The sequence below is a fragment of the Ruegeria sp. BHSB058 genome (assembly GCF_059613285.1).
The window spans coordinates 17,130-39,474 of sequence record NZ_JBXWSF010000026.1; the positions used below are offsets into that span (position 1 = coordinate 17,130).

General features: G+C 60.8%; 24 protein-coding genes. 7 read left to right on the forward strand and 17 right to left on the reverse strand.

Annotated elements, in window-relative coordinates; genetic code table 11:
• Position 1 precedes the first annotated feature (1 nt).
• The gene (locus tag AC2FNB_RS08940; protein ID WP_496745773.1) at positions 2 to 1,144 is read left to right on the forward strand and encodes a saccharopine dehydrogenase family protein; all 1,143 of its coding nucleotides are present in this window, start codon (positions 2 to 4) and stop codon (positions 1,142 to 1,144) included.
• A 112-nt stretch (positions 1,145 to 1,256) separates the two neighbouring features.
• Positions 1,257 to 2,165: an EamA family transporter RarD gene (rarD, locus tag AC2FNB_RS08945; protein WP_480750261.1), complete on the forward strand. Its 909-nt coding sequence runs from the start codon at positions 1,257 to 1,259 to the stop codon at positions 2,163 to 2,165.
• On the opposite strand, the gene AC2FNB_RS08950 is transcribed toward rarD, so the two are convergent.
• Positions 2,156 to 2,860 carry an SGNH/GDSL hydrolase family protein gene (locus tag AC2FNB_RS08950; protein WP_496745775.1) on the reverse strand — a complete coding sequence of 235 codons (705 nt, stop codon included), beginning with the start codon at positions 2,858 to 2,860 and terminating at the stop codon, positions 2,156 to 2,158. The two genes, rarD and AC2FNB_RS08950, sit on opposite strands and share 10 nt — an antisense overlap.
• Positions 2,857 to 3,267 carry a nuclear transport factor 2 family protein gene (locus AC2FNB_RS08955; protein ID WP_496745777.1) on the reverse strand — a complete coding sequence of 137 codons (411 nt, stop codon included), beginning with the start codon at positions 3,265 to 3,267 and terminating at the stop codon, positions 2,857 to 2,859. Before AC2FNB_RS08955 ends, AC2FNB_RS08950 begins: the two co-directional genes overlap by 4 nt.
• A 96-nt stretch (positions 3,268 to 3,363) precedes the next feature.
• On the opposite strand from AC2FNB_RS08955, the gene AC2FNB_RS08960 reads away from it, so the two are divergent.
• A complete protein-coding gene (locus AC2FNB_RS08960; protein ID WP_496745779.1) occupies positions 3,364 to 4,011 on the forward strand; it encodes an RluA family pseudouridine synthase in 648 nt (215 codons plus the stop codon).
• A 105-nt stretch (positions 4,012 to 4,116) separates the two neighbouring features.
• Here AC2FNB_RS08960 and AC2FNB_RS08965 read toward each other — a convergent pair whose 3' ends face one another.
• Positions 4,117 to 5,556, reverse strand: a complete 1,440-nt coding sequence (locus AC2FNB_RS08965) for an aldehyde dehydrogenase family protein (RefSeq protein WP_496745781.1) — start codon at positions 5,554 to 5,556, stop codon at positions 4,117 to 4,119.
• Positions 5,557 to 5,797: 241 nt separating this feature from the next.
• Here AC2FNB_RS08965 and AC2FNB_RS08970 point away from each other — a divergent pair, with 241 nt between their 5' ends.
• Complete coding sequence (locus AC2FNB_RS08970; RefSeq protein ID WP_480750267.1) at positions 5,798 to 6,451, forward strand: peroxiredoxin; 654 nt, start codon at positions 5,798 to 5,800, stop codon at positions 6,449 to 6,451.
• On the opposite strand, the gene AC2FNB_RS08975 is transcribed toward AC2FNB_RS08970, so the two are convergent.
• The 11 genes from AC2FNB_RS08975 to rbfA all read right to left on the reverse strand — a co-directional run bounded on the left by AC2FNB_RS08975 (position 6,448) and on the right by rbfA (position 17,968).
• Entirely contained in the window at positions 6,448 to 7,164 is a 717-nt protein-coding gene (locus AC2FNB_RS08975; RefSeq protein ID WP_480750268.1) for a glycosyltransferase family 25 protein, read from the reverse strand. The two genes, AC2FNB_RS08970 and AC2FNB_RS08975, sit on opposite strands and share 4 nt — an antisense overlap.
• 69 nt (positions 7,165 to 7,233) lie before the next feature.
• Complete coding sequence (locus AC2FNB_RS08980) at positions 7,234 to 7,923, reverse strand: outer membrane protein (RefSeq protein ID WP_496745782.1); 690 nt, start codon at positions 7,921 to 7,923, stop codon at positions 7,234 to 7,236.
• Between the two features lie 183 nt (positions 7,924 to 8,106).
• On the reverse strand, positions 8,107 to 10,257 hold the full coding sequence (gene pnp, locus AC2FNB_RS08985; protein WP_480750270.1) for a polyribonucleotide nucleotidyltransferase: 2,151 nt from the start codon (positions 10,255 to 10,257) through the stop codon (positions 8,107 to 8,109).
• 192 nt (positions 10,258 to 10,449) lie between these two features.
• A complete protein-coding gene (locus AC2FNB_RS08990; protein ID WP_496745783.1) occupies positions 10,450 to 12,120 on the reverse strand; it encodes an adenylate/guanylate cyclase domain-containing protein in 1,671 nt (556 codons plus the stop codon).
• 153 nt (positions 12,121 to 12,273) lie between these two features.
• Positions 12,274 to 12,543, reverse strand: a complete 270-nt coding sequence (gene rpsO / locus AC2FNB_RS08995) for a 30S ribosomal protein S15 (RefSeq protein WP_480750272.1) — start codon at positions 12,541 to 12,543, stop codon at positions 12,274 to 12,276.
• 141 nt (positions 12,544 to 12,684) lie between these two features.
• On the reverse strand, positions 12,685 to 13,707 hold the full coding sequence (locus AC2FNB_RS09000) for a calcium-binding protein (protein WP_496745786.1): 1,023 nt from the start codon (positions 13,705 to 13,707) through the stop codon (positions 12,685 to 12,687).
• A gap of 85 nt (positions 13,708 to 13,792) precedes the next feature.
• Positions 13,793 to 14,314: a DUF1643 domain-containing protein gene (locus AC2FNB_RS09005; RefSeq protein ID WP_480750438.1), complete on the reverse strand. Its 522-nt coding sequence runs from the start codon at positions 14,312 to 14,314 to the stop codon at positions 13,793 to 13,795.
• A gap of 176 nt (positions 14,315 to 14,490) precedes the next feature.
• Positions 14,491 to 15,684 (reverse strand): hypothetical protein, encoded by a 1,194-nt coding sequence (locus AC2FNB_RS09010; protein ID WP_496745787.1) that lies wholly within the window; start codon positions 15,682 to 15,684, stop codon positions 14,491 to 14,493.
• Positions 15,685 to 15,872: 188 nt separating this feature from the next.
• Positions 15,873 to 16,778, reverse strand: coding sequence for a tRNA pseudouridine(55) synthase TruB (gene truB, locus AC2FNB_RS09015; protein ID WP_496745789.1), 906 nt, complete (start codon positions 16,776 to 16,778; stop codon positions 15,873 to 15,875).
• Positions 16,779 to 16,832: 54 nt separating this feature from the next.
• Positions 16,833 to 17,576, reverse strand: a complete 744-nt coding sequence (locus tag AC2FNB_RS09020) for a phosphodiester glycosidase family protein (RefSeq protein WP_496745791.1) — start codon at positions 17,574 to 17,576, stop codon at positions 16,833 to 16,835.
• Positions 17,573 to 17,968, reverse strand: a complete 396-nt coding sequence (rbfA, locus tag AC2FNB_RS09025) for a 30S ribosome-binding factor RbfA (RefSeq protein WP_480750276.1) — start codon at positions 17,966 to 17,968, stop codon at positions 17,573 to 17,575. Before rbfA ends, AC2FNB_RS09020 begins: the two co-directional genes overlap by 4 nt.
• Before the next feature lie 92 nt (positions 17,969 to 18,060).
• On the opposite strand from rbfA, the gene dapB reads away from it, so the two are divergent.
• From dapB to AC2FNB_RS09040, 3 genes are read left to right on the forward strand one after another with little or no spacing between them, the layout of a single operon-like run.
• Positions 18,061 to 18,870 (forward strand): 4-hydroxy-tetrahydrodipicolinate reductase, encoded by an 810-nt coding sequence (gene dapB, locus AC2FNB_RS09030; protein WP_496745793.1) that lies wholly within the window; start codon positions 18,061 to 18,063, stop codon positions 18,868 to 18,870.
• A gap of 38 nt (positions 18,871 to 18,908) precedes the next feature.
• Complete coding sequence (locus AC2FNB_RS09035; protein ID WP_496745795.1) at positions 18,909 to 19,607, forward strand: DUF2306 domain-containing protein; 699 nt, start codon at positions 18,909 to 18,911, stop codon at positions 19,605 to 19,607.
• Between the two features lie 54 nt (positions 19,608 to 19,661).
• The gene (locus AC2FNB_RS09040) at positions 19,662 to 19,892 is read left to right on the forward strand and encodes a cysteine rich repeat-containing protein (RefSeq protein WP_496745797.1); all 231 of its coding nucleotides are present in this window, start codon (positions 19,662 to 19,664) and stop codon (positions 19,890 to 19,892) included.
• A gap of 4 nt (positions 19,893 to 19,896) precedes the next feature.
• Here AC2FNB_RS09040 and AC2FNB_RS09045 read toward each other — a convergent pair whose 3' ends face one another.
• Genes AC2FNB_RS09045 through tmpA form a run of 3 tightly spaced genes read right to left on the reverse strand, consistent with a single transcriptional unit; the run spans position 19,897 to position 22,285 of the window.
• Positions 19,897 to 20,565 carry an ureidoglycolate lyase gene (locus AC2FNB_RS09045; protein WP_496745799.1) on the reverse strand — a complete coding sequence of 223 codons (669 nt, stop codon included), beginning with the start codon at positions 20,563 to 20,565 and terminating at the stop codon, positions 19,897 to 19,899.
• Positions 20,562 to 21,152 carry a (R)-1-hydroxy-2-trimethylaminoethylphosphonate oxygenase gene (gene tmpB / locus AC2FNB_RS09050; protein ID WP_496745801.1) on the reverse strand — a complete coding sequence of 197 codons (591 nt, stop codon included), beginning with the start codon at positions 21,150 to 21,152 and terminating at the stop codon, positions 20,562 to 20,564. Before tmpB ends, AC2FNB_RS09045 begins: the two co-directional genes overlap by 4 nt.
• Positions 21,149 to 22,285 (reverse strand): 2-trimethylaminoethylphosphonate dioxygenase, encoded by a 1,137-nt coding sequence (tmpA, locus tag AC2FNB_RS09055; protein WP_496745803.1) that lies wholly within the window; start codon positions 22,283 to 22,285, stop codon positions 21,149 to 21,151. The genes tmpB and tmpA overlap by 4 nt, the downstream gene beginning before the upstream one ends.
• Positions 22,286 to 22,345 lie beyond the last annotated feature (60 nt).

Genomic DNA, 22,345 nt, shown 5'->3' on the forward strand with positions numbered 1-22,345 from the left:
GATGACCATTCACTGGTGTGGCACCGGCCTGTCGGCCATCCCCGGATTGCGGCGGCTGATCGAGGCGGGCCATCCCGTCACCGTCTGGAACCGGACCGTCGAAAAGGCCAGGGCCGAGGTCGGCGACCTGACCGATGACATCCGCGCCTTCGACATCGACGCGCTGGGCGCGGTGCTGGCCAAGGGCGACGTGATCGTGTCGATGCTGCCCGGGGACTGGCACGTGCCGCTGGCCGAGCTGGCGATCGCCAAGGGCGCGAATTTCGTCTCATCCTCGTACATCGCGCCCGAGATGCGCGCGCTGGATGACAAGGCGCGCGAGGCGGGCGTGGCGCTGGTCAACGAAGTGGGTCTCGACCCCGGCATCGACCACCTGATGGCGCATGCGCTGGTCGATGACTACCGCGCCTCCGACGCGTTCGATCCGCAAAACCACCTCAGCTTCATTTCCTATTGCGGTGGCATTCCCAAGAACCCCAACCCGTTCCGCTACAAGTTCAGCTGGTCGCCGCTGGGCGTTCTCAAGGCGCTGCGTTCGCCCTCCCGCTCGATCCGCGACTACGCACCGCTCGACGTGGCCCGCCCTTGGGATGCGATCACCAGCTATGTCGCCCCCCTGCCCTCGCCGGAAAGCTTCGAGGTCTACCCCAACCGCGACTCGATCCCCTTCAAGGCCCAGTACCATTTCGAAGACCACTGGCCGGTCAAAGAGTTCGTCCGAGGCACCTTGCGCCTGAACGGCTGGGCCGATGCGTGGGCGGATGTATTCCGCGAAATCGAAACCCTTTCCGGTCCCGAAGGCGACGCACGGCTCAAGGAGATGTCCGACCAGTTCTGGGCCGAAAACGCCTATGACGAGGGCGAGCCCGATCGCGTTGTCCTGTGCGTCGGGCTGAAGGCCGAAAAGGACGGGCGCGAGGTCTGGCACAAGACCTATGTCATGGATGCATGGGGCGACGCGCGCGGCACCGCCATGGCGCGTCTTGTTTCGATCCCGGTCTCTCTGGCGATCGAGGCGGTGCTGAACCGCGCCATCCCGGCGGGCGTGCACGCTGCACCCAGCGATCCGAAACTGGTTCAGTCATGGATGGGCGAAATCGACACGCTGGCCCAGCATCTGCAGGTGGTCGATCACCTGGCCTGACCCACCGAAAATCTGCCCCATCACAACGGGTGATGGGGCAGCTCACAGAATTCGGCGTTTCCTTTCGGCTGCGACCTGCCATAAACACCCGGTACATCTGCCGGAGAGCCCCATGGCGCAGCACACCGCCCGACCAACCGACAACATAGACACTCCTCAGGGGCTGGCCTTTGCCATCACGGCCTATCTGCTGTGGGGGTTCCTGCCCATCTACATGAAGGCGCTGGCCCATATCCCGCCAGCCGAGGTTGTCGCGCACCGGGTCATCTGGTCGGTCCCGATTGCCGGTGCGCTGCTGATCGTGCTGCGCCGAACCCGCGATCTGCGCACAGCGCTGACCCACCCCCGCACATTGGCGATGGGGTGCCTGACCGCAGCTCTGATTTCGGTCAACTGGGGCATCTATGTCTGGGCTATCGGAGCGGGCAAGGCGCTGGATGCGGCACTGGGATATTACATCAACCCGCTCTTCAGCATCGCCTTGGGCGCGCTCTTGCTGCGCGAAAAACTCAGCCCCGCCCAACTCGTCGCAATCGCCCTCGCGGCCACAGCCGTCATCGTGCTGACCGTCGCGGCAGGCCGCCTGCCCTGGGCCGCCATCGGGTTGACCCTGACATGGGGCTTTTATGCTTTTTTCAAGAAATCCCTGCCCATCGGCCCCAATCAGGGTTTCATGCTCGAAGTGCTGATCCTTTCGGTTCCCGCACTTGGGTATCTGACCTATCTGTCGGCCAATGGCGAAAACCACTTTGGCGGCAATATGGTCGATACCTGGCTGTTGATCGGTTGCGGCCTGGTCACCGCCGTGCCGCTGATCGTCTATGCCAACGGTGCCAAACTGCTGCGCCTCTCGACCATCGGCATCCTGCAATATATTGCGCCGACGATGATCTTCCTGACCGCCGTCTTCATCTTTGGCGAGGAATTCGACCGCGCCCGCATGATCGCCTTTCCGATGATCTGGGCGGCGCTGGTGATCTATACCGTGCCGATGATCCGGCGCATGCGCGCTCAGGCCTGAGCAAGGATCACCCGCGCCAATTGCTCGGCCCACAATGCATAGGCGCGCGGGCTGGGGTGATAGCCGTCCGGCGCGGCCAGTGCTGGGTCGTGCGGCAGATCCAGCGACAGATGCCGTGCCTCGGGAAAACCCGCCACCACTTCGCGCAACCCCTGATCCAGCCGCGCGGCCTGTCGCCCGAGAACCCAGGCCAAAGGTTGCGGCAGGGCCGGAAACCGGTGCATCTGCGGCACACCCGTGACCACGACGCGTCGCGCGCCCAGCGGCCCGGTCAGATGCCGCAGCAAAGCCGCCTGCCGTACCATGAACTGCGCCCTGGTCGCCCCCCGCGTCACGTCATTGACGCCCAGTGCCGTCACCACCACGTCGAAGGTGCCGTGCATCCCCATTATCCGCTCCAGCGTGTCCCGCGTGGTGTGCCCGGTTGTGGCCTCCAGCCGCCACTCGACCGCATGGTGCCTCCCCAGATGCCGGACAAGCTGCCCCGACAATGCCTGCGCCTGCGTGCCCGCGCCGACGCCGGCCGCCGAACTGTCCCCCGCAATCAGCAGCCGCAACACCGGGCCTCGCCCCTCGCTCCCCTCGCGCGGGCCAACCGGCTCGGGCAACAGCTGCACCTTGCGCCGCACCGACAGTCCCTGCGCGGCCAAAAGCGGCAACAACGGCACCCGCAAGATCTGGTCGGCAGCAATCAAGAGAGAGCCTCGCGAAACTTCAGGAAGCGGGCATCGGTCAACACCCGCGCGTTCATCGCGTCCCGCAGCGCACCGACGGTCTTGTGGGGCCGCATCACCACCTCGAATTCCTGAATCAATCCCGCGTCGTTCAGGGTGATCAGATCCACGCCCACCGCATCCAGCTCCCCGACCTTGCACTGAAACTCCAGCGCCCAGTCCCGACCCTCGCCCATGATCCGGCGATAACGGAACTCGGAAAACACCTGCCCCACATGGCCCAGCACCGCCGCAACCGGCGCGCGCCCGGTCCATGTCTTGTAATAGGTCGGCGGCAGAAACCGCACATCCTCGGCCAACAGGGCGTGAAGCTGGCTGTCATCGCCCTTTGCCACGACCTCTTGCATCTTTTTGATTGTCGGGTGCATCTCGGCTCCTCTCGTTTGGCCAGAGAGTTGCCAAACGTCGCGCGTCGCGCAAGCGCGACGTTGCGGGACCCCGCCGCCTGCGTTAGGCAGGCGCGCATGAGCGAAACCTATGAGCCCCCGCAAACGCCGCTGGATATCCTGCACGAAGACGCGCAGCTGATCGTGGTGAACAAACCCCCCGGACTTCTGTCGGTTCCGGGGCGCGGCGAGCATCTTGCCGATTGCCTGCTGACGCGGGTGCAGACCGCTTTTCCGCAGGCACTGCTGGTGCACCGGCTGGACCGCGACACTTCGGGGGTGATGGTCTTTGCCCAAACCCCCCACGCCCAACGCCACCTAGGCCTGCAATTCGAGAACAGACAAACCCGCAAGACCTATGTCGCGCGGGTCTGGGGGCGGCTGGAACCCAAGACTGGCACTGTCGACCTGCCCCTGATCGTGGACTGGCCAAACCGGCCACGGCAGATGGTCTGTCACGACACAGGCAAGCCGGCGCTGACCGACTGGCGTGTGGTGAAACACCAAGGCGACACGACCCGCGTGCGCCTGTCCCCGAAAACCGGCCGCTCGCACCAGTTGCGCGTGCACATGCAGGCGCTCGGGCACCCGATTCTGGGTGACCCGTTCTATGCCTCGGGGGCTGCGCGCAACTTTCCCCGCCTGATGCTTCATTCCGAGGAACTGCGCCTGAAACATCCCGAAGGGGGGCTATCAATGAAATTTCGGGCTGCCGCGACGTTCTAGTGCAGGGGCGCTGCCCCTCTTGCCCTGCGGGCAATTCACCCCGGGGTATTGAGGGACAGCGTCCCTCATACCTATGTGAACAAAAGTGCGCCGACGGCGCTCATTTTACTCCGCCGCCCAACCGCCGACGGCCTTGACCTCAAGGAAATCCTCCAAGCCCCAGACGCCTCCTTCGCGCCCGTTGCCGGATTGCTTCATGCCCCCGAACGGGGAACCGGCAGAACGGGATTGCCCGTTCATCTCGACCATGCCCGAGCGCAGGCGGCGCGCCATGCGGTTGGCGCGTCCGGCGTCCTGCGTCTGGACATAGTTGGTCAGACCATAGGGCGTGTCGTTGGCGATCTCGACGGCTTCCTCTTCGGTGTCGAACGGGATCATGGTCAGGACCGGGCCAAAGATTTCCTCGCGCGCGATGGTCATCTGGTTGTTGGCATCGGCAAAAACCGTGGGGCGCACATAATAGCCCTTGTTCAGCCCCTCGGGCCGTCCGGTGCCACCCGCGACCAGGCGCGCGCCTTCATCGATGCCTTTCTGGATCAGGTCCTGGATCTTGGTCCACTGCACCTCGTTCACCACCGGGCCGATATGGCGGCCTTCCTCCAGCGCGCTCCCGACGGTGACTTTGCCCGCGACTTCCGCCGCGGTTTCCACCGCCTGATCATAAATCGGGCGCTGCACCAGCATCCGGCTGGGCGCGTTGCAGCTTTGGCCGGTGTTGTTCATCATGTGCAACACGCCGCGCTTGACCGCCTTTTCGTCCGCATCGGCAAAGATTACATTCGCGCCCTTGCCACCCAGTTCCAGGTGCACCTTTTTCAGCGTGTCCGCCGCGGCCTTGGAAATCGCCGTGCCCGCGCGGGTCGAGCCGGTAAAGCTGACCATGTCGATATCAGGATGCGCCGACAGCTGCGAACCGACGCCCGCGCCATCGCCGTTCACCAGGTTGAAAACACCCGCAGGGAACCCGGCCGCGTCCATCATCTCGGCAAAGATCATCGCGTTGAGCGGGCTTTGTTCCGACGGCTTTAGAACCATCGTGCAGCCCGCAATCGCCGCCGCACCCACCTTGAGCGTGATCTGGTTCATCGGCCAGTTCCACGGCGTGATCAGCGCCGCGACCCCAACCGCCTCATAGATGATGCGGTCGCCGGGCGCGTGATCGCCCAAGGGGCGTTCGAACTGGAACGCCTTGGCGGCGCGGATGAAGTTTTTCAGGTGCCAGATGCCCGCACCCACCTGTTGCGTGCGCGACATGTCGATCGGCGCACCCATTTCCAGCGACATGGCCTGGGCCAGATCCTCGCCGCGCGTCTGGTAGATGTCGATCAGCTTTTCCACCAGTGCAATCCGTTCTTCGACCGGCGTCGCCATCCAGCCCGGAAGCGCCGCCTTGGCGGCGGCAACGGCGGCGTTCGTATCCGCTTGGGACCCCAGAGAAATCACCGCGCAGGGCTCTTCGGTCGAGGGGTTGATCACCTGAAAATCACTTGCGACGGCCGGGGCCACCCATTTGCCGTTGATGTAAAAGTCGCGTTTCTCGATCATGGCTCTCCCTCCTGATCCGGGATGTTTTCGACCGCTCGGTCGGTTTTCGCGGCCACTCTGTCACTGCCTTACAGGAGGGGCAAGAGGAGAGTCAAAAAATTTGATCAAATTTTTGCCCCAATAAATTCCCCTTGATTGATACGGATTCCCGGTGGTTCTTCGCCACAAGTCCTGTAACTTCACTCCTTAGTGATTGGTTTGGCACCAACCGACTCGAAATCTCAACGAAAGGACATGAGCCATGGGTTTGCGCATCAACGACACCGTTCCCGATTTCACCGCGGAAACAGATCAGGGCACCATTCAGTTCCACGACTGGATCGGCGACAGCTGGGCGATCCTGTTCTCGCATCCCAAGGATTTCACCCCCGTCTGCACCACCGAATTCTCGGCCGTGGCGCAGCTGGCGGACGAATGGGCCAAGCGCAACACCAAGGTGATCGGCGTCTCGGTGGACAGCGCCGAGGACCACAAGAAATGGAAGGGCGATATCGAGGCCTATGGCAAGGCCAATCCGGGCTTTCCGATCATCGCGGACAAGGGGCTGGAAGTGTCCAAGGCCTTTGACATGCTGCCCGCCGGCTATTACCTGCCCGACAACCCGACCCCGGCAGACAGCCAGACGGTGCGCGTCGTGTTCATCATCGCACCCGACAAGACACTGAAACTGTCGATGACCTATCCGATGAATGTGGGCCGCAATTTTGCCGAAGTACTGCGGGCGCTGGACGGGCTGCAGACCGCCGCCCGCGAGAACGTGGCGACCCCGGCAAACTGGACACCCGGCGACGATGTGGTCATCCCCGTTGCCGTCAGCAACGAGGACGCCAAGGCGAAATACGGTGAATTCACCACCCATTTCCCCTATCTGCGCACCACGAAATTGCCCGGCTAAGGTTTTTGCGGGCGCAGGTGCAACTGCGCCCGATACCAGCCGCGCCTGAGTTCCCGCCCCAGCTTTTCGCCGGGGCGGATTTTTTTCTGGATCGTCGATCCGCCGATCTGGCCCGCGACCTCCTTGTTGCCGGTCCCCAGCAGGGCGTGAATAGGCTGTCCGGTGATCCAGTGCATCTGCAGGAAAGTATCCACCGGCCGGTCGATGCGCTCTGTCACCGCCAGCAACCGTTTCGCGGCGTTTTTCCCAACCATCTGGCAGACGCATTGCAGGGCGATGATCTTGGGCAAAATCAGCTTCAGATCGCCCCGCTCCTCCAGCACCTGGGCCGGAACCTCGCGCTGTTTCACCGGCAGGCGGATATAGTGGTCGGGCGTCGCATGACGCTGCAAAACCTCCAGCGCCGCCCCGAACCTTTCGGGATCGACCTGCAAGTCGTCTTCGGCAATGATCGCCAGGTCGATATCTTCCTCGACCAGCTTGCGCCAGATACGCCGGTGGCTTTCGAACACCCCGATCTCGGTCGGGCGCAACGGGAAGGGATAGTGCGGCCGGTACAGGTCGCCGTCATGCAGACCGACCCCGGCTATCTGCGCTGGATCGCGACCATTGACCGCCTCGAACAGCTCGGCACCGGGCAGGTTCGCGCACAGCCGTTCGGCATTCGGACGCCGCGCCGTACTGGAAGACATATGAATAATAAAAGATCGCATGCCCCCGTGCATAGAACACGGGGGCATGCTGTGGAAGCGAAACCGGGAGGGGAGGCTTCCACCAAGGGATCAGAAATTGAAGCGAACCCCGAAATTGACGCTGAACGTATCGAGATCGTCCTCGACCGTGCCGGTCGAAACACCGTTGGGCGCCAGGCGCGGGCTCGAGACATCGAAAGCCCGCGCATAACGCGCATCCAGCGTCAGGGCGGTGGCATCGTTCAGGTCATAGGCAACACCGGCGATCAGCTGGGCGGCGAAATTGGTATCATCGCCGTCAATTGCGACGCCGGGGCCATAAACCACATCGATATCCGAATAGGTCGCGCCGATGCCGAACCCGGCATAAGGCGTCAGCCGGCCGTTTTGCTTGAAATCGAACAGCACGTTGGCAAACAACGAGGTCTGGGTCACATCCCCCGAAACGTTGCCTTCGGCCCCCGGACCATTGCCCGAGAAATTGACCCCGTCGGCATCGTTGTCGCGATAGGACAATTCCAGCTCGACCCGGGTGCCGACAGTGCCGTTCGACCATTGCGGGATTTCCCGGCCAATCGCGACACCAAGACCATAACCGGTGTCAAAATCGGTATCGACATTCTGGTTCGAGCCGCCGATGACGCCCGAAAAATCGGTGTCCTGCAACTGGCTGAACCCTGCATAGCCTTGAATATAGGTACCTTCGGGCAGGCTTTGCGCCGACAAGGCGGTGGCCGACAGCGCCAGAAATGCGGCGGCGGAAAGGGGGCGGGAAATCATGTCTGGGGATCCTCTGTTCCGGATTGTGCAGTGTGCAAAACACATCTGGTGACGCGGAAGCCAAAGAAAAGGACGGGCCGGATCACATGCCGTCACGGTTGCTTTGTCAGGCGTGAGCCGGCATCCAAAACGAAAAGGGCCCCGGCAATTGCCGGGGCCCTGCAAGTCGGTCCGAGGGGCAGATTACTCTGCGTTTTCCTCATTCTTTTCTTTCTTCTCGGGAACGATCTCTTCGCCGGTTTCCTGATCGACCACTTTCATCGACAGGCGAACCTTGCCGCGATCGTCAAAGCCCAGCAGCTTGACCTTCACTTCCTGACCTTCCTTCAGAACATCCGACGGATGGTTCAGGCGGCGGTTTTCGATCTGGGACACATGGACCAGACCGTCGCGCTTGCCAAAGAAGTTCACGAAGGCACCGAAATCAACGATCTTGACCACCTTGCCGGTATAGACCTGACCTTCTTCCGGCTCGGCCACGATCGACCAGATCATGTCATAGGCCTTCTTGATCGATTCCCCATCGGGCGAGGCGATCTTGATGACGCCATCGTCGTTGATGTCGACCTTGGCACCCGAAACCTCGACGATCTCGCGGATGACCTTGCCGCCCGAACCGATCACTTCACGGATCTTGTCGGTCGGGATGTTCATAGTCTCGATGCGCGGCGCGTGGACCGAGAATTCGTTGGTCTCGGACAGGGCTTTGCCCATCTCGCCCAGGATGTGCATCCGGCCGTCCTTGGCCTGTGCCAGGGCGGTTTCCATGATCTGAGGCGTGATGCCCGCAACCTTGATGTCCATCTGAAGCGAGGTGATGCCGTTTGCAGTACCCGCAACCTTGAAGTCCATGTCGCCCAGGTGGTCTTCGTCACCCAGGATGTCGGTCAGAACCGCGTAAGACCCGTCATCTTCCAGGATCAGGCCCATGGCCACACCGGCAACCGGGGCTTTCAGCGGGACACCCGCATCCATCATCGACAGCGAACCGCCGCAGACAGACGCCATCGAGCTTGAGCCGTTGGATTCAGTGATCTCGGACACCACGCGGATGGTGTAAGGGAAATCGGTCGGCGCAGGCAGAACCGCCTGCAGCGCGCGCCATGCCAGCTTGCCGTGGCCGATCTCGCGACGACCGGGCGAACCCACGCGGCCAACCTCACCCACCGAATAGGGGGGGAAGTTGTAGTGCAGCAGGAAGTTCGATTTGAAGTTGCCATGCAGCGCGTCGATGAACTGCTCGTCGTCGCCGGTGCCCAGCGTGGTCACGGCCAGCGCCTGTGTTTCACCGCGGGTGAACAGGGCAGAACCGTGTGTGCGCGGCAGCAGCGAGGTTTCGGCTTCGATGGCACGCACATCGGTGGTCGAACGACCGTCGATGCGCTTGCCGCCCTTGACGACATCGCCGCGCAGAATGCCGGCTTCCAGCTTTTTCATCGCCGAACCAAGGTTGGCGTCTTCCAGCTGTTCCTCGGTCAGCGCTTCCTTGATCGTTTCACGGGCAGCGGCAACAGCGGCGGTGCGCTCCTGCTTGTCGGTGATCGCGAAAGCGGCGCGCATCTGCTCTTCGCCGGCGGCCTTAACTGCAGCGTAGAGGTCCGAGTAATCGGGTGCGACGAATTCAAACGGCTCTTTCGCGGCTTCTTCGGCCAGCGAAATGATCAGGTCGATCACCGGCTGGATCTGTGCGTGCGCAAAGGTCACGGCGCCCAGCATTTCGGCCTCGGACAGCTCGTACGCTTCCGATTCCACCATCATCACGGCGTCTTTGGTGCCGGCCACAACCAGATCCAGACGCTGTTCAGGGTTCAGGCGCAGGTCCTGCATGTCATCCACGGTCGGGTTCAGGACGTATTCGCCATCCACGAAACCGACGCGGGCACCGGCGATCGGGCCCATGAACGGCGCGCCGGAAATGGTCAGCGCAGCCGAAGCGGCAATCATCGCGACGATGTCGGGATCGTTGACCAGATCGTGGCTCAGCACGGTGCACATCACCAGAACTTCGTTCTTGAAGCCGTCAACGAACAGCGGGCGGATCGGACGGTCGATCAGACGCGCGGTCAGCGTCTCTTTTTCGGTCGGGCGCGCCTCGCGCTTGAAGAAGCCACCCGGAACCTTACCGGCGGCATAATATTTCTCTTGGTAGTGTACGGTCAGCGGGAAAAAGTCCTGACCGGGTTTTTGCGCCCGTGCAAAGGTCACGTTTGCCATGACGCTGGTTTCACCCAGCGTGGCAATCACGCTGCCGTCGGCCTGACGGGCAACCTTGCCGGTTTCCAGTGTAAGCGTTTCCTCGCCCCACTGCATCGATTTCGTCGTTACATCAAACATATGCGTATCCTAGAAGGGAGCACTCCCGCCCCTGCGGGTCTCCCGTTTTGCATGGCGGCCCCATTGCCGCCGACCCCACTTTATCTTCCATTCGAGTGCCGGGGTCATGGCACAACGTCTCAGATGACAGCGCCCATACAGGAGAATGATGCGGATTGAAAGTTGGAATTGTCGCAAGAGCGACGCGCACCGTCACGCGTCCGCAACCTGGTCCACGATCGGCGGGGCCATGCCCAACAGGTCCAGAATGTCCCGGTGTCCTGACGGCAGGATCGGTGTCACTGCCAGAATATCGGGCTTGGCCTCGATCTCTGCGGTGCGCGACCTCACCCGTCCGGCGGCCTCGGGCTGGCCTGCCCGGCGCAGGATTTCGGCCTTGAGTGCCGGGAAAACCCCGCAGGTGGACCTGAGTTCGATCGACGTGTCGATATGCTCCAAAGCCGCCTCGAACCGCCCGTCCAGCATTGCCGCAAGGGCGGCCAGAAAACACACATAGGGCCGGTCCATGTCGCTTTTGAAACTGCGGAAGTAAGGGACCAGCACCGTTTCGACCCCCGCAAAGTCCCCTTCTGCCAGCGCCAGTTCGGCCTCGACCTCGAACCGCAGGTGATAATCCGGGTTCAGGGCTGCAACCCGGGCGTTGTTGCGCCGCGCCCCAACGAAATCTCCCAACACGTTGATCATCACCTCGGATCGCACCTTGCAGACAAAATCGCTGCGCGGGGCGTTCTCGATCGCAATATCCGACAGCTGCACCATCCGCTCCAGAATATCTGGCGCAGGCGGTTGCACCCCACACCGGATCAGGCGCAACCGGGCATGCACCCACATGGCCTGCGCCATTGGGTCGTTGGGCGACAGATCCAGACATCGCTCCAGCAGCTCGATCGCCTTGAGATACCCCTTGATCGACCCGCGATAAAAGTTCTGCGCCGCCCGCGCCCGCAATTCGGACGGGTTCAGCGCATCATCCGGCAGATCGGACGTTCGCTCTGCATCGCGGGCATTGATTTCGGTGCGCAGATCCTCGTCACAGACCTGCGCCGCCTCCGTGATCAGGTCATACAGGCGATCGGGCCTGTCCTCGAACCGGTTCGACCAGAATACCTGCCCGGTGCGCACCCTGACCATCGACACTACCAACTGGGCCGAGTTGCGCAGGCTCAACCGGCTTTGCAAGCGATACGTCGGCGCAGGGCTGGCACCCTCGGCGACAGAAGACACCTGGATCCCGGTGCGACGGGACAGGCGATAAATCATCTGCTCGCGAAACTCGTCGGCCGGTTCCCTCAGTTCCGTACTGTCCGGTGAGATGCGGGTGCGCTCAACCCCGATGACCGGAATTTCATCGCGCCCCTCGGGATTGCGGATTTGAGGCCGCCATTGATGCGCCTGCACCGGATACGAGATGTTCTTGAGTTCGAATGTCCCCGCTTCGGAAAACTCCGCCGCCAGCGACCTGTCGAGTTGCCGCCGGGTCTCCTCCGAAATCATGATCCCGCCCGGCGGGGCTTCGGATTGCAGCCGGGCCGCGATGTTCAGGCAGGTGCCATACAAATCCGCTCCATCATCGACATATTCGCCGATGTGGATGGCCGTTCGGATATTGATCGACGTGTTCCCGCCAAGCTCGGTCTGCATCGCGCGCGCGCATTCCACCGCATGGGTCGCGGCATCGAATCCCACGATCCAGCCATCCCCCATGCGCTTCAGGACCGCTCCGCCATGGGTCGAGACCGCAGGTTCAAGACAGTGTTCGTAAAATTCTTGCACCAACGCGATCGTGGCGGCCTGGTCCGCCTCCATCAGGCCGGAATACCCGACCACATCCGCAGTCAAAATGGCCGCAAGCCTGCGCCTCATCTCTGGCCCCTCCCGTGATCCGGAATCTAGACCAAATCGGTTCGGGCTGTCATCAGCGACGGCGGGCCAAAACGAAAACGCCCGCCGGGTGGCGGGCGTACAAACCGGACAATGCCGGTTTCAAAACCTGTACGAATTGTACAAATGGCGCGCTTAGCGGCGGATGCCCAGGCGCTTGATGAGGTCCTGATAACGGGCCTCTTCCTTGCCCTTCAGATAGTCCAGCAACTTGCGGCGCTGTGCCACCATCTTCAACAGACCACGGCGTCCATGGTTGTCTTTCTTGTGGGTCTTGAAGTGTTCGGTCAGCGTGTTGATGCGCGAGGTCAGGATGGCAACCTGGACTTCCGGCGAACCTGTGTCACCTTCCTTGGTTGCGAACTCTTTCATAACACGTGCTTTTTCTTCAACAGTGATCGACATCGGGGTCTCCTTTGAGGTTAGAGTGAATGGCGCAGGCCGGGATGTCGTCCAGCACAGGCCCGTGGAGATATCCGCCCTGATTCCGGAGCAGATGGGCGCGTATAAGCGCAATTACAGCAGATAGCAAAGGGATTTTGCCGCCTACGCATCGAACCCGTATTGCGACAGATCACTCTCGCGTATCAGCTGGATGTCCGAAGCCGAAACCACACCATCCCCATAGAGCGAGGCAATTTCCTGCCCGGCAACCAATACATGGGTCAGACGCGTGTTCTCCTCGTCCGGCTTGATCTCTATCTCGGGCGGCTCATCCTGATCCCAGGTCACCAGCAGTCGGTCTTGGCCCGGCTCGAAATCCATCACCGTCACGGCGTTCTCCATCGCCTCTGCGCCGACAATGATACTGTCCGCATCTTCGCCCGAAGTCACGATATCTCCTTGACCCGCCAGAATAATATCTTCTCCCGAACCGCCATTGAGATAGTCGACCTCTGTCTCGCCGACCTCTCGACCGGTCAATACATCCCGCCCGTCACCGCCAAACAAGCTGTCCGATCCGGCACCGCCCGACAGGCTATCGTCGCCGTCCCAGCCATGCAGAGCATCGTTACCCGCATCACCGGTCAAGTCGTCATCGCCCTGACCGCCAGTCAACGTGTCCTCGCCATCGCCCCCGGCAATCGAATCGTCACCGAAATCCCCAAAAAGCGCATCATTTCCACTGCCGCCCGCAAGTTGATCATCCCCAAACCCGCCATGGATTTCGTCATCATCTTCTTCACCCGAAATGGAATCGTCGCCTTCGGCACCCTGTAACGTATCATTTCCCGCCCCTCCGAAAATTCCGTCGTCACCGGCATATCCGTTGATCTGGTCATTCCCTTCGACGCCGCCCAAGTTGTTCTCTCCGTCATCGCCTGCGATGACGAGATTGCCGTCAAAGTCGCTGATAATCGAAGTATCCCCCCCGGCAGAGGCGTCAAGGACACCGGAAGCATCGGACAGATCCTCAGGTTCCAGCAGATTGCCCTGCTCTTTCTCCCCCTCTAACTCGCCTTCGGTCTGGGCATCCGCGTTTTCATCCTCATCCGGCGTATCGCCACCGATCAAATAGGCTGCGCCGCCTAGGGCTGCAACGCCCAGCAAACCTGCAATCCAGAACATACCCGACCTCCGCACTAACAGCGCCCAAACAAGGGAAACATCCCATGTTTCAAGGACTTCGGTCAAAGCCGATCTGTGTAACTGGTTAATGACCCGTGGACGTTGCCCAGCGCTCGGGTTGTTGAGAATAGGCGATGTAAAGCGGATGTTTTGGGTGCCCCTCTTTGGTCAGCCCTAGGTGAAACAGGGGTTGACCAGTGCCCCGCAGCAACCGTTCCACTTCCGGCCCGCGTTCCAAATGCGATCCGTGGGTACCCCAAGCGGCAATGATTTGATCGGCCCAATTTACACCCGACAGTATTGCCGCGTCGTTCTCTGGCCCAACCGGATCGATGGCGGCGCGCATCTTGCGCGGGTCGGTGTCACGCCAGGCAAAGATGTTCGTGACTTGAAACGCACCGAAGCCCAGCGCGCGGGCGCGGCGTTCACAGCGCTCCACCGTGGGGTCGTTCTGCACCTCGGTTGCGGTCGAAGGGTTCAGCATGACGAAAAGCGCCCTGCGCCCCGTCTGATCCCAGATGCGGGTCAGGCTGTAGCGATAGCATTCGCAATCGGAATAGATGGCGGTCGAGGGCGCATCGCCCTTGGTGTGGCTTCGGGTGATCATCCTCGTGCGCATATCATACTCGGAATCCGCCCGCCACATGCATCCCGGCGGCAATCATTCTCAAAAGAGACGCCAGCCGAATCGAATGACAACATCCCGATGATAGATGGCCAGACAATGCTGGCCATCCATTGTATGTCCGTTCCGCAATTGGCTGAACGGTCGTCTGATCACGATCAGAGGAACCGGAAAACGATCGGGCAGTTGACGACGAAGCCTACCGAGCCGAAATCACCGCCTTCAAGCCCTGTGATCCAGCCACGTTCGACGAGGCCGAGGATCTGGAATTCCTCGGTTACGCGGCTCCGAATACCCTGCTCGATCGCTGCTTGCGTCCAGACACCCGGGTTCAGGTCCCAAAGCGGGCTGTAGTCGGTGGCCACGGTAGGAATGCCGCCCAGCACGTTCAAAGGCGTCCGGCCGTCGCTCAGGGCACTGTTGAGGCCCTGACGTTGCGGATTGTCGTCGCCTGTATGCCCGTTCACCATCACAAAAATGCGCTCGACCGGCGAAAACAGGCTATCATCCGCGCCAACATGAATGCTGGCCAGACCTGGCGCATAAGTTGCTCCTTCGAGTGCTGCCGGAGCGGGGTCGTTGGCATCGGTTGAGACATACAGAACAGGGCGTGCAAAGCTGAACCCGGCGGTCAGTTCGAGGGTGACAGAGCCTTCTTCGGGGCAAATTGAGATCACTTTGTCATGCACGACCGAATGATCGGCTTCGCCGTCGCAGAATCCGTTCAGAATATCGGCATCAACGTCGAACGCAATGATCGGCGCATTATAGATAAACCCGCCTGCGTTTTCGACCTTGACCAGTGGGCTATAGCTTTCATCTCCGACCGAACCGGGCTGGACGGCTTTGGGAGGAAAGAAATTCGGCGCGTCGCCCGGCGTCACGCTGCGTTCTGGAGAAAAATCGACAGTCCCGGAGGCAAACACGAGTTGCAGGTCTTCGGCGAGCGTCGCCTTGCGGACCGCATGCCCGACATCGGTATAGGTTAATTTCGGCGAGTAGTTCAGCCCCAGCGCTTCGGCATTGCCCTGGTCGTTGGTATCAAGAACGACATACCAGACCGTTTCACCGCTTTCCATCCGACCTTTGTAGAGGGGCAGCGTCACAGTACCTGCGTCGACATCGACCTGACCCGCTTTCAGCAGCTTGTACGGACCAATCAGTTCTTTTTGTACTTCCGAAGGGGCGGGACCGAAATAGGTCAAGGGAATGTCGGCACCAATGGACGGCGGCGCAGGTGCGACATCGCCATCGTCATCCGAGGCTCCGCCTTCGGCATAAACCCCAGACGCCAGAATGGACAACATGGCGGCGCTAAAAAGAGTCGTCGCACCTTTGTTGAATACTTGCATCACTCATTTTCTCCTTGTGATGGCCATGAACCCTTCACAGCTCCAATGTCGCGACAACTCGAAAGGCATTCGCCAATTCGGATCGCGGCACAAGTGACGTTTGGTCAACGCCCCATCAAATGCGATTCACAAGGATGTTGGTTCCAAATAGTTCATACTATGTCAGAAACGCGTGATCGGATCCGGCGTCAGGACGCAAACACCCGGCTTGGATGAAGTTCGCCGGATTTGTAGATGCCCACGGCCACTGCCTGGCCATCCAATGAAGCCCAGGCCTCGTCGCCGTATTCGACATCGGACGCAAAGACCATACCCGGATTACCATTGCGCAGACGGGTGGCGCCTTCGGGGGTGCATTTCAGTTCCGGCAGGTCGGACAGGCCGGTTTCCAACGGGTGCAGATATTCGTCCAGCGCGGTTGTTTTCGCCATTTCGTCAATCTGCTCGATGCTTAACCCGTCCTCGGCCTCGAACGGACCGGACCATATGCGGCGCAGTTCCTTGACGTGGCCGTGACAGCCCAGCGCTTCGCCCAGATCGCGGGCAATCGAGCGGACATAGCCGCCTTTGCCGCAGGTCATCTCCAGCACCACATGGTCTTCGTCGGGGCGGTCAACGAGGATCAGTTCCTCGACCCAAAGGGGGCGGGCGGTCAGCTCCACATCCTCCCCATCGCGGGCCAGTTTATAGGCGCGTTGGCCGTCGATCTTAACCGCCGAGAATTTGGGCGGCACCTGCATGATGTCACCCAGAAACGGGGTCAGCGCCTGTTTGATATCGTCATCCGACGGGCGCGCATCGCTTTGCGCGATCACTTCGCCCTCGGAATCGTCAGTGTTGGTGGCCTGCCCCAGACGCACGGTAAAGGTATAGGCCTTCAGCGCATCGGTGATATAGGGAACGGTCTTGGTCGCCTCGCCCAAGGCAATCGCCAGAACGCCGGTCGCCTCGGGGTCCAGCGTGCCTGCATGGCCCGCCTTTTTGGCATCCATCGCCCAACGCACCTTGTTGACCACGGCGGTCGAGGTCATGCCCGCGGGCTTGTCCACCACCAGCCAGCCGGAAATGTCGCGACCCTTGCGTTTGCGTCCCATCATGCACCTTGAATCTTGCTAAGGCGCGCGAGTTAGCGGATCACACTGCCGCTGTCAATTTGCGGGCGTTTCTTCGACCACGCCGACAATCGGCCCCAGCGAGAATCCCAGATCCGAGCGGTTGCTGGCCCGCTCATACATCCGCGAGATATTGCCGTCGAAGAACAGCGCGTTTGGTGTGCCAAGCACATCGCGGAACAGACGCCCGAACTCGTGGAAGGTGACATAATCTTCCGAGATCGCAAACACCGCCTGTGTACCATCGGAACTGGTGCCGACCCCATTGCGGACATAAAGCGAGGTCGAATCGGGCAGGAAACGCGGGTGCAGTTCTCCGTCGATCACCAGCATGGGGCCGGATTGGGTGGCAAAGCGGCAGGTGGGGGCCTGATCCACGTAATCAAGCGTTTCAAACACATCCGCCCGGCCCTCCCGGATGCAGAACACGCCATTGGGCAGTAAACCGAAATTGCCGGGACCGGGGTTGGCGATCACACGCATCTGCTCCTGCCCGTCCTCGACATAATGGCCAACGGGTGACCGGTCGTCGTGATACATGCCAGCGTTCATTGCAAAAGCCAGTCGCTTGCCTTCCGGGGCCAGCACTTCGTTGACCGCCGAAAAATGCCCCAAAACCTGACCGTCTTCACCGTTCAGGAACAGCCGCAGATCTTCATTGGCGGCATCGACGTTGCAAACCGTATAACGTTTGTCCTCATGGGTCAGCTTTTCACAAGTGACCGCACCTGCCTGCGCGGCCCAGAGAAGCGTTGCCAATGTGACAAACGTGCGGATCACTCGTCCAGATCGCGGCGCACCGCGTCCTGTTCGAACATGCGCCGGGTGTCGTCCAGACGGTCAAACGTGTCATCCAGCCGAAAGCGCAGATCGGGCGCGAATTTCAGGCCGATTTTCTTGCCGACCATGCGCCGCAGCTCACCCTTGTTGCGGGCCAGAAGTTCGATCACGTCCTCCTGCCCTCTGCCGCCAAGGGGCAGCACATAGGCGGTGGCGATCTTCAGATCGGGCGAGGTGCGCACCTCACCCACGGTGATCGACATGCGATTCAGGTCGGGGTCGTGGACATCTCCGCGCGCCAGAACTTCGGACAGGGTGCGACGGATCAGTTCGCCGACACGCAGCTGCCGCTGGGACGGGCCGGGGCCATCATGGAATTTGTTCTTTGCCATAATCCCCGATCTAAGCGCAAAGCGGGGCTTTGCCAAGCGGGCGCGAACCGGGTAGGAGGCTTTGAGCCGACTTAACGAAAAGGACCAGCGCAATGACCCATATTCCGGGGATCGTCATCACAGGGGCTTCGGGCCGTATGGGGCAGATGCTGATCAAGACCGTGACGGACAGCGATCAGGCCCGTCTGGTCGGCGTGGTCGAACGCAAGGGCCATGACTGGATCGGTCAGGATGTGGGCAAGGCCATGGGCGGGCAGGCACTAGGCGTCACTGTCACCGACGATCCGCTGGAGGCCTTTGCGCAGGCGCAGGCAGTGATCGACTTCACCGCGCCCGAGGCGACACTGGAATTCGCCGCGCTGGCGGCGCAGGCACGCTGTGTGCATGTTATCGGCACCACCGGCATGTCCGACGAACAGATCGCAGCACTGGAACCCGCATCTCGCCATGCGGTGATCGTACGGGCCGGAAACATGAGCCTTGGCGTCAACTTGCTGGTGCAACTGACCAAAAAGGTCGCAGCCGCGCTGGATGAGGATTTCGATATCGAGATCATCGAAGGTCACCACCGTCACAAGATCGATGCCCCATCCGGCACCGCCTTGATGCTGGGAGAGGCCGCAGCCAAAGGGCGCGGGGTCAAACTGGCGGACGTTTCCGACCGGGGTCGGGACGGCATCACCGGCGCGCGCAAGCGCGGTGATATCGGCTTTCACGCTATTCGCGGCGGCGACATCGTGGGGGAACATGATGTTCTGTTCGCCGCCCCCGGAGAACGCATCGTTCTGCGCCATCTGGCCACCGACCGCGCCATCTTTGCCCGCGGCGCGCTGAAGGCAGCACTGTGGGGCCAGGGCAAGGCACCGGGTCAGTACAACATGGTGGATGTGTTGGGGCTGTAATCCATAGACGCCCAGGTTACAGGCGCTAAGATCTGTCTATGCGACGCCTGAAATCCCGCGTGTTCAACAGTGCCCTGTTGGTGGTGTTCTATCTGACGCTGCTGCCCTTCGTCGCGCACGGGATTGACATGATCGGCGTCGGGCTGTCTGAGGGCGCGGCACAAAAAAGCTACTTGTTTGCTTATGACCAGAGTGTCGCTAATGCGGCGATGATGTTGCATATCCTTTCCGGAACAGTGTTGGTGGCTCTTGTGCCACTGCAGCTGCTGAAAGGGCTTCGGCTTAAATTCAATCGGTTTCACCGCGGCTTGGGTGTGGCTCTGATTGCGTCGGCTTTGATCACAGGACTGGCAGGAATGACCTATATCCCCCTGCGGGGAACGATCGGTGGACCGATGATGTCTGCAGCGTTTTTCTTGTATGGGCTCTGTCTGTTCACTGCAGCTCTGATGGTGGCGCGCATGGCTATGATCGCGGATCGTGCTGGCCATTGGGTGTGGGGTCTGCGTCTGTTCTGGCTGGCGCTGGGGTCGTGGCTCTACCGTGTGCATTATACGCTTTGGTTTTTGATCACCGGAGGGCTTGGTTCCACGCCTGACTTCTCCGGGCTTTTCGACCGAATTCAGAATTTTGCTTTTTTTGTTCCTTATCTTGTCGCGGTGCAGATCTGGATTGTGGTCCGACCAAGGGCACGGCGCGATAGCCTAAACTTGTATCGAGACTACTCAGGGGTATAGGCTCGGCTAACCGGCGCCATCATTTCGAAAGCCGGGTATCCGGGAGATTACGTTATGATTAGATTTCCAATGATACTTCTGTCTGCCATTCTTGCGACAGCAGCCGACGCCCAACCCAGCGAGGCAGAGAAAAAAGCCCTTGAGGAATATTGCAGGGAAGACGTTGAGCGTCTTTGCAAGGGCGTGAAAATTGGCGGCGGTGCTATTGCGGAATGCTTAAAGGAACACGAACCCGAGATGTCGGTCGGCTGCCTAGAGGCATTAAAAAAAGCACGCGGCGAATAGGTGCTCAAATGTCCTTGATCTTGTCCGCTCGCAAAGGGCAAGCTAGGTAGACGCCGAACTCCCGCCCGATATCTGCGCTGACGCGGGCATGCACACGGCCTTGCCTGTCCAGAAAGCGTTGCTCGTCTTCGACCGGGAAAATCCCCTCGTGCCAGATACCGGGATGGATATACAGCCCGCGCGAACCGTCGCACCAGAACGCCACCACCTTTTCTGGTGTCAGGTTGTCGCCGGGCAACGCGGCAGGAATGATGAAGGGCTTGTTGTCGAGCGGCCAGAACATCTGCCCGCCATCCGGGTGATAGTTCATGTGCCACAGCAGCACCTGATCGCGGGGCGCTGTTTGGCGGCTTGTCTGTGCCTGCTGCGGATCGGTTGACCATCCGAGGACATAGTGGCCATTGACCGCTTCGTTCTCGCCATAAAGCACGTCACCCTTCCACTCGCCACGAAAGGTGCCTTCGACCCAGCCTCCTTCGTCGCCGGTGCCTTCATCGATCGGTCGCCACCCCTGCTGTGGCCAGCGGGTGATCTCGATCTCGAACCCTTCGGGATCATCAACCAGGCACCCATAGCCTTTGACCGAGGCGTCCGTCGCGCGGATCAGGGGAACCTCGTGCCAGGGCAGCGAGGGTTTGGTGCTGGCTTCAAAGATATATTCCGGGGCGTTCATGCGGCCTCCATGTGCTTGTCGACCATACGCTGCACCATCGGCGCAAAATGTGCAAAGTCAGGGGTTTCCATATCGGCGCGTTTTCCCGCCTCATCCAGATAGCGGACCTGAATGATCTCTTTCAGGTTCGGGTTGGCCTCGAACGCGGCAACTTCTTCGGCGCTCATCGGACCACCTTGCAGTTCCAACGTGTGAACCGACGCCGCGGACAGGCGATTGAAATACTCGGGCTTGGTGGCACACAGATACCGCTTGGCCGCCACGTGATAGCGGCAGCAATCGGTGATGACCGAGGGGAAGAACTGCTCCAGCACTTCCGCGCCCGCGTCCTCATGATGACGGTCTTCGGTGTCGTCGGGGTGGTAGGTGCCGAACTCGGATGTGAAATGGCCGATATCGTGCAGCAATGCGCCCACGATGATTTCCTCAGGCATCCCGTTCTGCTCGGCAATGGTGGCTCCTTGCAGCATGTGCTGGGCCATGGTGACAGGTTCGCCCAGATACTCTTCACCGCCGCGGCGTTCGAAAATATCCCCGATGAAGGCGACGATATTGTCCCGGTTCAGGGTCGAGAAATCGGGTTTCATTCCGCCGCCTCCGGTTGGGCCATCTCCATCACAGCCAGTGTGGACAGCAACCCGTCCTTGTCGGCGTAACATCCCTGCAACCAGCGCGATCCGGCCCCGGAATAGCCCAGCCGCGCGTGCAGGACGCGGGTGTTGTCGACAATAAAGCTTTCCCCCGGTTCCAGCTTGAACGACACGCCCATGGCCGGATCGTCGATGATATCACCCAATTGGCGATAGGCGGCGTAATATGCCTCCATCTTGTCAAACGGCACATCCACAAAGGGGGCAGAAGAGCGGTTGTTGAAGCGGATGCCGATCAGCTCGCCATCCGGTGACAACTCGATCATCGGACGGCGCGAACGCAGGCAGACCCCGTCCGATCCCTTGTATTCGAACCGCGCCGGATATCCGGCCAGCAGTGCAAAGCCTTCGGGGTTTGCGTCACGCAGTTTTTCGATAGCGCGGAAGCCGTCAACAACGATGGAATCCCCGCCTTCCGCGGAGTTTTCCAGACAATAGAGGATTTGCAAGGTCGGCACCGGGTCGCGATAGGGGTTGTCGGTATGCGCCTGAAGGCCAAGCCCGGTATAGGCAAGGTTGGTCGGGTTCACCTCGGTTCGCACCTCGAAATAGGGGCCATAATTGGTTTCGCGGACATAGCCGAACAGGTCAGCGACCTTCAGCAGCGATTCAGGCTCGGTCGGGCCGCCGGTCAGCTTGGCAAAGCCGAACTCGGCCACAGCGGCCAGCCAGTTCCGCTTGACCTCGGGGTTGGCGTGCACCTGGAGCCAGTCGGCGCTAGGGGCGGCGATACCGCGTTCCCAAGTTGTGATGCCGGGGGCGGTCCAACCGGGTTCATGCGTCTGATCGCGGTCATAGCTGTTTTCGGCCAACCACGCGGCGGGAAAGATGACCGTTTTCCCTTCGGGCTGGAATGTGATCTGCAAATCACCGTCCACCACGTCCGCGGCGTCGACAGAGATATCCGCAGGGATATCGCCGATTGTGATCAGCCGCTGACCATTGCCGGGCGCGCGGGTTTCGGGGTCGAGCGCGTTGTCACGCAACCAGATAGCATGAAAGCGCGCGCGGGCGCCGTTGGCAAAATCCAACGTCACGATGGACGTGTCATGGGTGACTGTGCGCAGCATGGGTTGTCTCCTGTTCGGCGAACTGTACTTGAGGAAATACCTTGCGCATGACATTACGAC